The sequence below is a fragment of the Microbacterium sp. NPDC055455 genome (genome assembly GCF_053619935.1).
Genome location: NZ_JBSHLB010000006.1, coordinates 231,848 through 244,430, shown reverse-complemented (window position 1 = coordinate 244,430; position 12,583 = coordinate 231,848). Strand labels below are relative to the sequence as shown.

Annotated in this window: 11 protein-coding genes; 3 read left to right on the top strand and 8 right to left on the bottom strand. The window is 72.8% G+C overall.

Annotated elements, in window-relative coordinates:
- The coding region (locus ACWGUG_RS15925; protein ID WP_452325266.1) for a lipase family protein at positions 1-583 on the top strand (583 nt) is incomplete at its 5' end.
- 170 nt (positions 584-753) lie between these two features.
- Here the strand turns inward: ACWGUG_RS15925 and katG are convergent.
- The 3 genes from katG to ACWGUG_RS15910 are packed head-to-tail and all read right to left on the bottom strand — an operon-like array spanning position 754 to position 4,640.
- Positions 754-3,066 (bottom strand): catalase/peroxidase HPI, encoded by a 2,313-nt coding sequence (katG, locus tag ACWGUG_RS15920; protein WP_452325265.1) that lies wholly within the window; start codon positions 3,064-3,066, stop codon positions 754-756.
- 41 nt (positions 3,067-3,107) lie between these two features.
- Positions 3,108-3,596, bottom strand: a complete 489-nt coding sequence (locus ACWGUG_RS15915; RefSeq protein WP_336398487.1) for a Fur family transcriptional regulator — start codon at positions 3,594-3,596, stop codon at positions 3,108-3,110.
- Between the two features lie 48 nt (positions 3,597-3,644).
- Positions 3,645-4,640: a stage II sporulation protein M gene (locus tag ACWGUG_RS15910; RefSeq protein ID WP_452325264.1), complete on the bottom strand. Its 996-nt coding sequence runs from the start codon at positions 4,638-4,640 to the stop codon at positions 3,645-3,647.
- A gap of 16 nt (positions 4,641-4,656) precedes the next feature.
- Between ACWGUG_RS15910 and ACWGUG_RS15905 the strand changes: the two genes are divergently transcribed.
- Complete coding sequence (locus tag ACWGUG_RS15905) at positions 4,657-5,529, top strand: RDD family protein (RefSeq protein ID WP_452325263.1); 873 nt, start codon at positions 4,657-4,659, stop codon at positions 5,527-5,529.
- A 24-nt stretch (positions 5,530-5,553) separates the two neighbouring features.
- Here the strand turns inward: ACWGUG_RS15905 and ahcY are convergent, their stop codons facing one another.
- Positions 5,554-7,053: an adenosylhomocysteinase gene (gene ahcY / locus ACWGUG_RS15900; RefSeq protein ID WP_452325262.1), complete on the bottom strand. Its 1,500-nt coding sequence runs from the start codon at positions 7,051-7,053 to the stop codon at positions 5,554-5,556.
- 39 nt (positions 7,054-7,092) lie between these two features.
- A complete protein-coding gene (locus ACWGUG_RS15895; RefSeq protein WP_109210080.1) occupies positions 7,093-7,299 on the bottom strand; it encodes a DUF3499 family protein in 207 nt (68 codons plus the stop codon).
- A gap of 79 nt (positions 7,300-7,378) precedes the next feature.
- Between ACWGUG_RS15895 and ACWGUG_RS15890 the strand changes: the two genes are divergently transcribed.
- A complete protein-coding gene (locus ACWGUG_RS15890; RefSeq protein WP_336398483.1) occupies positions 7,379-7,819 on the top strand; it encodes a metallopeptidase family protein in 441 nt (146 codons plus the stop codon).
- A 33-nt stretch (positions 7,820-7,852) separates the two neighbouring features.
- On the opposite strand, the gene ACWGUG_RS15885 is transcribed toward ACWGUG_RS15890, so the two are convergent.
- The 3 genes from ACWGUG_RS15885 to ACWGUG_RS15875 form a co-directional block, all read right to left on the bottom strand.
- Entirely contained in the window at positions 7,853-9,271 is a 1,419-nt protein-coding gene (locus tag ACWGUG_RS15885) for a DUF5719 family protein (protein WP_452325261.1), read from the bottom strand.
- On the bottom strand, positions 9,268-12,129 hold the full coding sequence (locus ACWGUG_RS15880; RefSeq protein WP_452325260.1) for a glycosyltransferase: 2,862 nt from the start codon (positions 12,127-12,129) through the stop codon (positions 9,268-9,270). Before ACWGUG_RS15880 ends, ACWGUG_RS15885 begins: the two co-directional genes overlap by 4 nt.
- A gap of 87 nt (positions 12,130-12,216) precedes the next feature.
- Complete coding sequence (locus tag ACWGUG_RS15875) at positions 12,217-12,543, bottom strand: WhiB family transcriptional regulator (protein ID WP_194397809.1); 327 nt, start codon at positions 12,541-12,543, stop codon at positions 12,217-12,219.
- Between the last annotated feature and the right edge of the window lie 40 nt (positions 12,544-12,583).

Here is a 12,583-nt window from a genome sequence, read left to right as displayed (position 1 = left end):
GGTGCTCACCCGCATCGACGGCAACATGATCATGGGGGCCATCGGCTACGCGGTGAAAGGGTTCCTGGAAACGAACCCGGAGCTGCGCCCGATCATGGACGAGATCGCCTCGCCCTACGGCAAGCGCATCCTCGGCGAGCTGTCCGAGAACTGCATCGGCGACTCCGTCGAACGCGTCGGCCTGCACCGCACCAATTCGTGGACGCGCGACGGCCGCAGCCTGTCGGCGCACTTCGCCGAGCACCCCGAAATCGTTTCGGTCCTCGACCAGCACCGCATCGGGCGCCTGAAGCCCAATGCGCCCGTCCTGGTGCTCAACGGGCGCAACGATGACGTCATCCCGTTCCAGCAGGCCGAACAGATGGCCCGCGACTGGTGCTCGCTCGGCGCCGACGTCACCTTCGTCCCCGCGGAGATTCCGCGCATCGCCCCGGGCCTGGGCATCGGGCACACCGCCCCGATGATGTCCGGCTCGGAACTGGCCACGCACTACATGGCGGCCGCCTTCGGCATCGCGCTGAAAGAGGCCGCGCAAAGCGGTTCGGCCGGGGACATGGACCTGCCGGCGTCCTGCCAGTTCTAGGCGTTCCGCCCCGGGTGGGGACCACCGGCTGGGTGACCAAAGGCCGACCTCCCGCGCCATCGTGGTGCAGGAGGTCGGCCTCTGCCAGGAACGCTAGAACCGGAACCAGGGGCGGCGGGGGGGGGGCCCCCCCCCGGAGGGGGGGCGGGCCGCTCTGTCGTGGCCGTCGTTCAGACGAGGTCGAAGCGGTCGAGCTCGGTGACCTTGCCCCACGCCTTGACGAAGTCGCGCACGAACTTCTCGGTGGCGTCGTCGGAGGCGTACACCTCGGCGACGGCACGCAGCTCCGAGTTCGACGCGAACAGCAGGTCGACCCGGGTGCCGATGCCGACCGGCTCGCCCGAGCCGTCCTTGGCGCCCGAGAAGGCGTGCGAGCCCGGGTCGAGCGGCTTCCAGGTGGTGCCGAGGTCCAGCAGGTTCACGAAGAAGTCGTTCGTGAGAACGCCCTTGCGATCGGTGAACACGCCGTAGTCCGAGTCGTCCCAGTTCGCGCCGAGCACGCGAAGCCCGCCGACGAGCACGGTCATCTCCGGCGCGCTGAGCGTCAGCAGGTTCGCGCGGTCGATGAGGTGGTGCTCCTCGGGCATGAACGCCTGCGGCCCGTAGTAGTTGCGGAATCCGTCCGCCGCCGGCTCGAGGAACGCGAACGACGCGGCATCCGTCTGCTCCTGCGTGGCGTCGGTGCGACCGGGGTGGAAGACCACCTCGGCCTCGACGCCCGCGTCCTCGGCAGCCTTCTCGACCGCCGCGTTGCCGGCGAGCACGATGAGGTCGGCCAGCGACACCTTCTTGCCGTCGGTGCGGCCGTCGTTGAACGCGGCCTGGATCTGCTCGAGCTGCGCGAGCACCGTCGCCAGCTGGGCGGGCTTGTTGACCTCCCAGTCCTTCTGCGGCACGAGGCGGATGCGGGCGCCGTTGACGCCGCCGCGCTTGTCGCTGCCGCGGAACGAGGATGCCGCGGCCCACGTCGTCTCGACGAGCTGCGTGACGGTGAGACCGGAGTCGAGGATCCGTGCCTTGAGCGCCGCCGCGTCCGCCGCGTCGATGAGCTCGTGGTCGACGGCCGGGACGCGGTCCTGCCACAGGAGCTCCTCCGCCGGGACCTCGGGGCCGAGGTAGCGGTCGATCGGGCCCATGTCGCGATGGGTGAGCTTGAACCACGCCCGCGCGAACGCGTCGGCGAACGCCTCGGGGTCGTCCTTGAAGCGGCGCGAGATCCGGTCGTACTCGGGGTCGGTGCGCAGCGCGAGGTCGCTCGTCAGCATGCGGGGCTCGCGCCGGCCGTTCGAGTGGGCCATCGGCACCATGTCGGCGCCGCCGCCGTTGACCGGGCGCCACTGGTGGCCGCCGCCGGGGCTGCGCATGAGCTCCCAGTCGTACGCGTAGAGGATGTGGAAGAACTCGTTGTCCCAGCGCGTGGGGTGGTAGGTCCAGGTGACCTCGAGACCCGAGGTGATGGTGTCGTCGCCGTGCCCGGTGCCGTGGTTGTTCTTCCAGCCCAGGCCCTGCTGCTCGAGGCCGGCGGCCTCGGGGTTGTCCTCGACGTTCGTGTCGGGCGCGGCGCCGTGGGTCTTGCCGAACGTGTGGCCGCCGGCGATCAGCGCGACGGTCTCCTCGTCGTCCATCGCCATGCGACCGAAGGTCTCGCGGATGTCGCGGGCCGACGCGAGCGGATCGGGGTTGCCGTTGGGCCCCTCCGGGTTGACGTAGATGAGTCCCATCTGCACGGCGGCGAGGGGCTTCTCGAGGTCGCGCTCGCCCGAGTAGCGCTCGTCGGCGAGCCAGGTGGTCTCGGGGCCCCAGTACACGTCGGCGTCGGGCTCCCACACGTCGGCACGACCGCCGGCGAACCCGAAGGTGCGGAAGCCCATCGACTCGAGCGCCACGTTGCCGGCGAGGATCATCAGGTCGGCCCACGAGATCGACTGGCCGTACTTCTTCTTCACCGGCCACAGCAGGCGGCGGGCCTTGTCGAGGTTGACGTTGTCGGGCCAGCTGTTCAGCGGCGCGAAGCGCTGCTGGCCGGCCCCGCCGCCACCGCGGCCGTCGGTCACGCGGTACGTTCCCGCGCTGTGCCAGGCCATGCGGATCATCAGCGGACCGTAGTTGCCGAAGTCGGCCGGCCACCAGTCCTGCGAGGTGGTGAGGGTCTGGGCGATGTCGGCCTTGACCGCCGCGAGGTCGAGCGCCTCGAAGGCGGCCTTGTAGTCGAAGTCGTCGCCGAGCGGGTTCGCCACGGCCGGGTTCTTGGCGAGGATCTTGAGGTTCAGCTGGTTCGGCCACCACACGCTGTTCGCGTTGCCCGTCGTCGGGTGCGGCTGACCGCCGCCGTGGATGACCGGGCACGACTCGTCGAGATTCGGGCGCGGACGCGTCTCGCCGTCCTCGCGCTCGTCGACGGGGGTGTCGATCGGCGTGACCGCCTGGTCGGTGTTGGGCAGGTCCTCACCGATCTCGGGGATGATCTCGTTGCTGTCGGTCATGGCTTCCTTCCAATCGGGATGGGCTGTCGGGTCGGAGTGAGTCAGGATGCGGCGGGCACGGCGCGCCCGGGGGCGGCGCCGCCGGCGTCCTCCGCCGCGCACGCGGGGCACACACCCCAGAAGGTCACCTCGGCGACCTGCAGCGCGTAGCCGTGGGTGTCGGCGGGCGTGAGACACGGCGCCTCGCCCACCACGCAGTCGACGTCCTGCACGGCGCCGCAGCGCGAGCAGATGAGGTGGTGGTGGTTGTCGTCGACCCGCAGCTCGAACAGGCCGGGTCGACCCGCCGGCTCGATACGGCGCGCGAGTCCGGCGTCGACGAAGTCGCCCAGTGCGTTGTAGACGGACTGCAGGCTCGTGCCGGGCACCGTGCGAGCCACGACGCCGTAGAGCTCGTCCGCGCTGGCGTGCGGACGCTCGACGAGAGCGGCGACGACCGCGCGCCGGGACTCGGTCACCCGCAGGCCGGCCGCGCGCAGCCGCGCGATCGGGTCGACGTGCGCAGCGTCGAGGTGGGGGGCCGGAGTCACCCCTTCATCGTAGCTTTGTTTTGAGTCATTCAAAACAGTGGTAATGGCTCAGCCGGCGACGAGCGTCGGGGTGCCCGTCTCGTACTCGGTGAGGTCGCCCGTCTCCCCCAGCCGGTGCGCGCGGCGTCCCACGACCAGCATGTAGACGAGGAACAGCGCGAGCGCGGCCGCGCCGATGCCGATCTTGACCGGCCACGGCCAGGGCTGCGCCGTGACGAAGCCCTCGATGAGCCCGGAGACGCCGAGGGCGATGACGAGCCCGATCGCGATCGTGGCCAGCGAGCGGCCCGTCGCCGCGAGCGCCTCGCCGCGCGAGCGGGCGCCGGGCGCCACCCAGGCCCAGAAGATGTGCAGCCCGGCCGCGCCGGCGACGAAGATGCAGGTCAGCTCGAGGAGGCCGTGCGGGAGGATGAAGAGGACGAAGACGTCGGCACGGTCGAACGCCGTCATCACGGCGGCGGCGGTGCCGACGCCGACGGCGTTCTGGACCAGCACCATGACCGGCCACACGCCCGTGATGCCGAACAGCACGCACTGCGCCGCGATCCAGGCGTTGTTGGTCCATACGGTGCCGGCGAACACGGCCGCCGGGTTCTCGCTGTAGTACTCGGTGAAGTCGTTCTCGGCGTACTGCTCGAGCTGCGCCCGGCTGCCCAGACTCGCCACGAGCGCGGCGTCCTGCGAGACCCACAGGGCCACGACCGTGACGACCATCAGGAACGCCGCCGCGATGACGAGCGTCGTCCAGCGCACGCGGTACAGCGCCGCCGGCAGCTGGAGCGCGAAGAACCGCGGGATCTGCCGCATGACGTTCTCGGGGGCGCCGGTGAGCCGCAGCCGCGCCCTGCCGAGCATGGTCGACACGTGGTCGCTCTGGATGCTCCGCCCGGCCGACGTCTTCGCGTCGGCGAGATCGGCGGATGCCGCCCGGTACCGCGTCACCAGCTCGTCGACCTCCGCGCCCGACAGGCGCCGCGCACGGCTGAGCTCGTCCAGCCGGGCCCACTCCTGGCGACGGGCGGCGGTGAGCGCGTCGAGGTCCATGCGCTTTACTGTAGCCATGAGCGCTCCGCCGTCCGTCCCGCCGCCGAGCGTCTCCCGCGGCGCCGTCGTCGACATCCACCAGGACGAGGTCCTCACCGGCGAGGCGGTCGCGCTGGACGTCCAGCCGCTGGGCTTCTTCCTCCGGGCGCTCGGCGTACTGATCGACATGCTGATCGGCGTCGCGATCCTGCTGCTGTTCGCGTGGGGGATGCTCTGGCTCGTGGGCGTAGGGGCCGTGGACAGCACGGTGGTGCCGATCCTGACGATCGTCGTGCTCGTTCTCGTGATGGTCGTGATCCCGACGGTCGTCGAGACGACCACGCACGGCCGCAGCCTCGGCCGCCTCGCCGTGGGCGGGCGCATCGTCCGCACGGACGGCGGAGCGGCGGGCTTCCGGCACGCGTTCGTCCGCGCCCTCGTCGGCGTCTTCGAGCTGTGGTTCACGCTCGGCGCCGTCGCCGCCCTCGTCGGCGCGTTCACGCCGCGGTCGCAGCGACTCGGCGACCTCGTCGCGGGCACCTACTCCGAGCGCACGCGCACGCCCCGCCTGCCCGACGCGTGGATCGGCGTTCCGCCGCCCCTCACCGGGTGGGCGGCGGTCGCCGATGTCGCCCGGCTGCCCGAGCCGCTCTCGCGCCGCATCTCGCAGTTCTCGCGGTCGGCGACCAGCATGCAGCCGGCCGCGCGCACGCGGGTGGCGGCATCCCTCGCACGAGAGGCGGCCGAGCACGTCTCGCCGGTGCCGCCCGTCGATCCCGAGACGTTCCTCATCGGCGTGATGGCGCTGCGTCGCGATCGCGAGCTGCGGGCGCTGCAGCTGGAGACCGCCCGCGCGGACGCCCTGTCAGGACCGGCGGCGTCCCCGCCGCGCGGCTTCCCGGAGCGCTGATCCGCGCCGCTGCGGCGCGATGCCTCAGTAGCGGTAGTGGTCGAGCTTGTACGGCCCCTGGACGGGAACGCCGATGTAGTCGGCCTGCTCCTCGGTCAGCGTGGTCAGCTTCACCCCGAGGGCATCGAGGTGAAGGCGAGCGACCTTCTCGTCGAGGTGCTTGGGAAGCGTGTACACCGCGGTCGGATACTCGTCGCGCCGGGTGAACAGCTCGATCTGGGCGAGCACCTGGTTGGTGAAGGAGGCGCTCATGACGAACGACGGATGCCCCGTCGCATTGCCCAGGTTGAGCAGCCGGCCCTCGCTCAGCACGAGCACGCTGCGTCCGTTGGGCAGGCGCCATTCGTGGACCTGCGGCTTGATCTCGACCTTCTCGGCGCCGGGGAGCGACTCGAGCCCGGCCATGTCGATCTCGTTGTCGAAGTGCCCGACGTTGCCGACGATCGCCAGATGCTTGAGGGCGAGGAGATCGTCGACGGTGACGACGTCCTTGTTGCCCGTGCCGGTGATGAGGATGTCGACCTGGCCGGCGACATCGGCGAGCGGCGCCACCTGGTAGCCGTCCATCGCGGCCTGCAGCGCGCAGATCGGGTCGACCTCGCTCACGATCACGCGGGCGCCCTGCCCGCGCAGCGCCTCGGCCGCGCCCTTGCCCACGTCGCCGTAGCCGCACACGAAGGCGACCTTGCCGCCCATCAGCACGTCGGTCGCGCGGTTGATGCCGTCGGGGAGCGAGTGGCGGATGCCGTATTTGTTGTCGAACTTGGACTTCGTGACCGAGTCGTTGACGTTGATCGCCGGGAAGAGCAGGTCGCCGGATGCCGCCAACTCGTACAGGCGGTGGACGCCTGTCGTGGTCTCCTCCGTGACGCCCAGCAGGTCCGCTGCCATACGCGTGAACCGCTGCGGATCGCGCGCGATGCTCGCGCGGATCGTGTCGAGGATGATCCGGTACTCGGCCGGGTCGCCGGGCGCGGCATCCGGCACCGCCCCGTCCTTCTCGAACTCGACGCCCTTGTGCACGAGGAGGGTCGCGTCACCGCCGTCGTCGAGGATCATGTTCGGGCCGTCGAAGCCCTCGGCCGACCAGTCGAAGATGCGGTCAGCGAGGCGCCAGTACTCCTCGAGGGTCTCGCCCTTCCACGCGAACACCGGCACGCCGGCCGGCGCGTCGACGGTGCCGGCCGGACCGACGACGACGGCCGCGGCCGCCTCGTCCTGGGTGGAGAAGATGTTGCAGCTGGCCCAGCGCACCTGCGCGCCGAGGGCGACCAGGGTCTCGATGAGCACGGCCGTCTGCACCGTCATGTGCAGCGACCCGGCGATGCGGGCGCCCTTCAGCGGCTGCGACGCACCGAACTCCTCGCGCAGCGCCATGAGGCCCGGCATCTCGTTCTCGGCCAGGCGCAGCTGGTGGCGTCCCGCCTCGGCCAGCGAGAGGTCGGCGACCTCGAACTCGAAAGCGGAGGCTGCTGCCTCAGCAGCGGGGGCGCCGGCGGGCGCGACAGAGGTGTGGGTCGGCATCCGCCCATTCTCCCATGCGGATCCGGCGCACGAACGGGCTCAGGCGCGCAGGGTCTCGTGGCGCACCACCACCCAGCCCTTGGGAACCGAGAGCCGGTCGGTGTGGATCGCGCACAGGTCGTGCGCGTGCGGGTCGCCCACCGCGCCGAGGGGGCCGAGAGCCGCCATCTGGTCGCCGTAGTCGTAGGTGAGCGTCGACACCGCCTCACGGGCGCAGCCGACTTTGGAGCAGACTCTCTCGCGCATCGGCTCGACGCTACTGCCCCATCGACGGGAGCGACGGATGCCGCGCCGCGGCGACCTGCGCGAGACCTAGGATGGGGGCATGGCGTGGCGTCGGACCCGGACCAGCGACCGCGTGGCGCGGCGGGCGTCGCGACACGGACGCCACGGGCGCGAGGGGCGGAGCTCCGTCGTCCGACCGCCGCTGCCCCCGCTGGACACCCGCGTGGACCGCTTCGACCTGTCCGTGGGAACGGCGGCGGAGTTCCTGCGCTCGGCCTGGTCGGAGCTGCGCGACGTGCGGTTCGAGGTCGCCGACATGCCTGCCGCGACCGGCGCCGACGGAATCCCCCGCTGGACGGTCCTGCCCGCCGAGCGACGCATCATCCTGTACCGGCTCCCCATCGAGCGGCTGAGCCACCTGCACCGCGACGACGAGCTGCATCGACGCATGCTCGTGGAGGGCGCCGTGTTCCGGGCCGCGGCGGAGTACCTCGACCGCGACCCCTGGGATCTCGGGCCGGAGCGCTTCCGGTACTTCTGACGCGACTCGGATCGAGACGCGGCCCGCGGCGGACTACGGGTAGACGACGATCTCCGGCGTGGCGACGTCGGCCGGCCAGATCGGGAAGCCGGCCAGCGCGCCGTCGCCGGCGAACGTCAGCCCCGCCCGCACCGGCGCGTCGGGCTCGAACAGGTACAGCGTGCGGGGCGCGAGACGCACGGCCACCGATCCGAGGGCGGGAACCGTGAGGTCCATCGTCGAGCCGCCGTCGGCGGCGACCACGCCGACGGTGACGGCCTCCGCGGCGGGATTCACGATCGAGAGCGTCGGCGTCGGGCCGCCGGGCGTCGCGAACAGCGACGGCACCGCGACCTCGGGCGACGGCGTGTACCACGCGAAGTCGTCGCCCTCTTCGACGCCCGTGGTCTGCCAGACCGCCGAGACGACGGGGGCGTCCGCCTCCACCGTCACCGTGTAGGTGCCGGTGCTGAGGCCGTCCAGCGCGAACGCCAGCGGGCGTCCCTCTTCGAGCGCCACCTCCTGCGGCTCGCGCACCGACTCCGCCCGTCCCACCGCATTGACGGTGACCCGGGCGGTGGCCGCGGCAGAGGGCGACAGCATCCGCAGCACGGTGGCCTCCGCCGGGGCCTCTGCCGCGCCGTCGTCCTCGCCGGTGTCGGGCTCGACGGTGACGCCGGTGATCACGGTGCGGGTCTCCGCCTGCGGCACGGGGCCGACCTGGTCGACCCCGCCCGGCGTGAGGGTGCGGATGATGCTCGCCTGCAGCGAGGCGTGGATGGGGGCGCCGACCGCGGAGACCCGTACGACGGGCGTCTCCTCGCCGAGCGCGAGGCCCGCCAGCGGAATGACCCGCTGCGTGCCGGGGGCGATCACGAGGTCCGAGCCGCCGGGGGGAACCTGCGGCCCGTCCACGCCGTACACGGTGAGCTGCACGGTCGCCGCCACCGTCCCCGGATTCGACAGCAGCACCAGATCCGCCGCGCCCGTCGTCGCCGACCCGCCCACCAGCCACGAGTCCAGCAGCGGGGGGCGGCACGCCGACGCGGCGAATCCGGCGAGGTCGGGCTCCGCCGCGGTGGCGGAGCCGGTGGCGGCGATGTCCACCGCCTCGTCGCCGACCGGCTGGGCGACGAACGCGACGGGGCCCTCGCCCACGTCCACCGTCTCGAGCCGCTCCTCGTCGGCGGGCTCGCCCTCGGCCACGCCGCCGACGACGGACTGCGGCACGGCCACCTGAACGGCGTCGGCGTCGGTCGGGTCCCGCCCGATCGTCAGGAGCGCACCGTCGCACACGATCATCGACGCCGCGGGCGCCGGCGTGGCCGTCACCTCCAGCGGCGAGCGCGCGAGGGTCGGCCACGGCAGCCAGACCGCCGTCACCACCGCGATCGCGGCACAGATCGACACCGCCGTGCCGATGAGGAGGCGGGCGCTCGAGGTCGCCCACCGGAACACGCGTCGGTCGCTCATCGTCCCTCCTGCCAGTGCGGTCCCACGATCCGCGGCGTGCGCCGCGCCTGGCGCAGCGACGCGCCCGTCGGCACGGCCAGGAGCAGCGCGATGCCGAAGACGACGAGCTGCGCGGCGGCGATCCACCACGCGATCATCGACACGGATGCCGGCTCCCCAGGCCGCTCGGCCACCTCGTCGACGACGCGCCACAGCTCGCCCTTCGCGGTGTCGCCCACGACCACGAGCGTCTCGCGCTGACCGAGCGCCGTCATCGCCGACAGGCGCACCGTGCGGGCGGCGTCGGTCTCGGGCGGTGTGGCCGGCGCCAGCAGGATGAAGCCGATGCCGCTCTCGCCCAGCTGCGCGACGACGTCCTCGGAGGACGGCGTCACGAGGTCCGCGGCGAGCCTGGCCAGCTCGGCGTCCTGCGCCGTGGGCTCCGTGCGGGCGGACAGCAGGGTGGTCTGGCCGCCGATCGTCTCACTCGCGCCCCACACCACCTGGGCGGCGACACCGGAGTCGGCCTGCGGGGTCAGCACGATCGTCCCGACGTCCGGATCCTCGCGGCCCTCCGCGGCGACGAACGCCGGGAGGGTGCTGGCCGGGCCGTTGGCGAGCGTCGCCGCACCGCGGGTAAACGCGGTGAGGGAGGGCAGCGCGAGCACCACGGCGCAGCCGAAGACGAGCGCGGCGGCGACGCCCCGCACGAGGGCGACCCGCGGCGCGAGCCCGGCATCCAGTGCCACGAGCGCGCCGCCGAGCGCTCCCAGCCAGGCGAGGCTCAGCGCGGTCCCCGGCCACAGCGGCACGGTGAGCGACTGGATGAACTGGACCGACACGCCCGCGGCCGCGAAGGCCGTCGCCAGCCCGAGCGCCGTCACGACCAGGAGGCCGGTGCCCACGGCCCAGCGCTGGGTGAGCGGGGCCGCCAGGGCGAGGAGCGCGAGCGGGACGCTCAGCAGCGGCACCCACCACGTCGGGCCCTCCGGGAGGAGCGCTGCCCATCCGGCGAGGTCGGGGGTCGGGATGCCCGCCGCGAGCAGGGCCCGACCAGCGGCGTCCGCCGCGACCTGGGGTCCCGGCCACGGGACGCCGGGGTCGGCCACAAGGCTCCAGGCGCTGCCGCCCGCGAGGCTGTGCCAGACGAGGGGCAGAGCCAGGGCGATGGTGGGCACGAGCGCCCAGATCAGCCGCGCCACGCCGTGCCCCGCCCGGCCGAAGACGGCCAGCAGCACCGCGCCGATCCAGATCAGCGCCATCGCGGGGGCGAGGGACGGCGCGGTCGCGAGCACGGCGGCCAGCAGGATCGAGGCGGCGCCCGCACCCGCCCAGGAGCGGTGGGCGACCGAGCCGGCGTAGAACAGCCACGGCAGGAGCAGGTGCAGGATCACACCGGTCGGCCGGCCCTGCATGAGGGCGATCACAAAGGTGGGAGCGAGCGCCCAGACGGCGCCGCCGAGGAGTCGGAGCCCCGAGCGCTCGGTGACGCGCGTCGCCGCGAACCATCCGCCCAGAGCGGCGAGCGGGAGCGCGGCGATCCACAGCAGCACGAGCCCGCGGGACGGCGCCCACGGCGAGAGCGAGCCGAGGACGGCGACGACCGCCGCGAACGGGTCGGCCGGCCCGATGGTCGCAAGGCCGAGGGCACGCTGCCCGAAAGCCGCGTCGTTCCACAGCTGCCCCACCGTCGTCGCGAGGGGCTGCAGCGCTCCCCCGCCCAGCACCGGCCAGGCCAGGAGCGCGGGGAAGGCGGCGATGGATCCGACCAGCGCCGCGAGCACCAGCCACGCGCCGCCGCCGGAGAAGAACCGCAGGTCGCTGCGCCGGTGCCCGCCGATCGCCACCTCGGGCTCGTCGTCCAGCCGCTCGCGCAGCTCGGCCTGACTGGTCCGCAGCGGCGCCAGCAGCGCCCACGACGCCGTGCGGGCGTTGCGCAGGCGCCGCCGCCCGCGCCACACGGACGCGAACCCGACGAGCGCGACGGCGGCCGCCGCCCACTCGGGCGCGATGCGGCCCGGCTGCTTGCGGGCGAGGTCCGCGATGGTCCGCCACACCGCGAGCGGCAGGATCGTCAGCCAGTGCAGCGGCACCGCCGGCGCCGGCGCGTACACGAGGCGGCGGTGCAGCTGCGCCAGGCGAACGGCGTATGCCGTTCGGCGCCGCCGCTGCGGCGTGAGCGGAACGGGAAGGCCTGCCACGCCGTCCCCCGCGACCGCGACCAGCGCGCTGGGCACCAGCGAGACGCGCCCGCCGGCGAGCCGTGCGCGCACCCCCAGATCCAATCCCTCGTCCGCGCCCGCGAGGCCCCGGTCGAGTCCGCCGAGTCGCTTCCAGGCGTCGGCGCGGATCAGGATGCCGCGCACGTCGGTGCCGAGCACGTCTTCGCGGGCGTCGTGCTGACCCTGGTCCAGCTCGTCGTCGGCGAGCCCGACCGAGCGCCCGAAGCGCGTCATGCCCACGCCGAGGGACACGATCTCGGAGCGATCGTCCCACCGCACGAGCTTGGGGGCGACGAAGGCGACCGACGGCGACCGCTCCAGCGCGCCGAGCAGTCGCGCCAGCGCGTCCGGCTCGGGTGCGGTGTCCTGGGCCAGGAGCCACACCACGCCGTCGCCGAGATCGTCCGTGGCCTGCGCCACCGCGGCGGCGAATCCGGTCGACGCCGGCGCGCGCAGGATGACGTCTGGCCTGCCGGCATCGGCGACCTCGAACAGATGGTCGTCGCCGCCGCAGACGACGACGGTCAGCGTGTCGACCGAACGCGACTGCTGTCCGAGCGCCGCGAGGCTCCGGCGCAGATGGAACGCGGCTGGAGTGCGCCCGTCGGGACGCACGACCAGGACGGCGTGGACTCTGTTCGGCGTGTCGGCGGGCATGTCTTCGTCAGCCTAGGCGTGCAGATCCGTCACGCCGGGCGAACGCGCCGGGCCGACCGGATCGGACCGGTCGGCCGCGGCGTGCGTTCAGCCTGCTCGGCGCTTCAGCTTGCGACGCTCCCGCTCGCTCAGCCCGCCCCAGATGCCGAACCGCTCGTCATTCTGCAGCGCGTACTCGAGACATTCCCCCCGAACGTCGCACGACGTGCAGATGCGCTTGGCATCTCTGGTGGAGCCGCCCTTCTCAGGGAAGAACGCCTCCGGATCGGTCTGCGCACAGAGTGCGTCGGTCTGCCACGCGAGCGGATTGTCTTCTTCCGCGTCGACGTTGCGGCGTACCCCCGGAACCCCCAGTTGAACCGGATCGACGAACCAGTCGTCGGGAACGCCGGAACGGAATTGCGAAACCGTCATGTCGTTCTCACCCCCCGAGATCCTGCTCCACGCTGGTGCG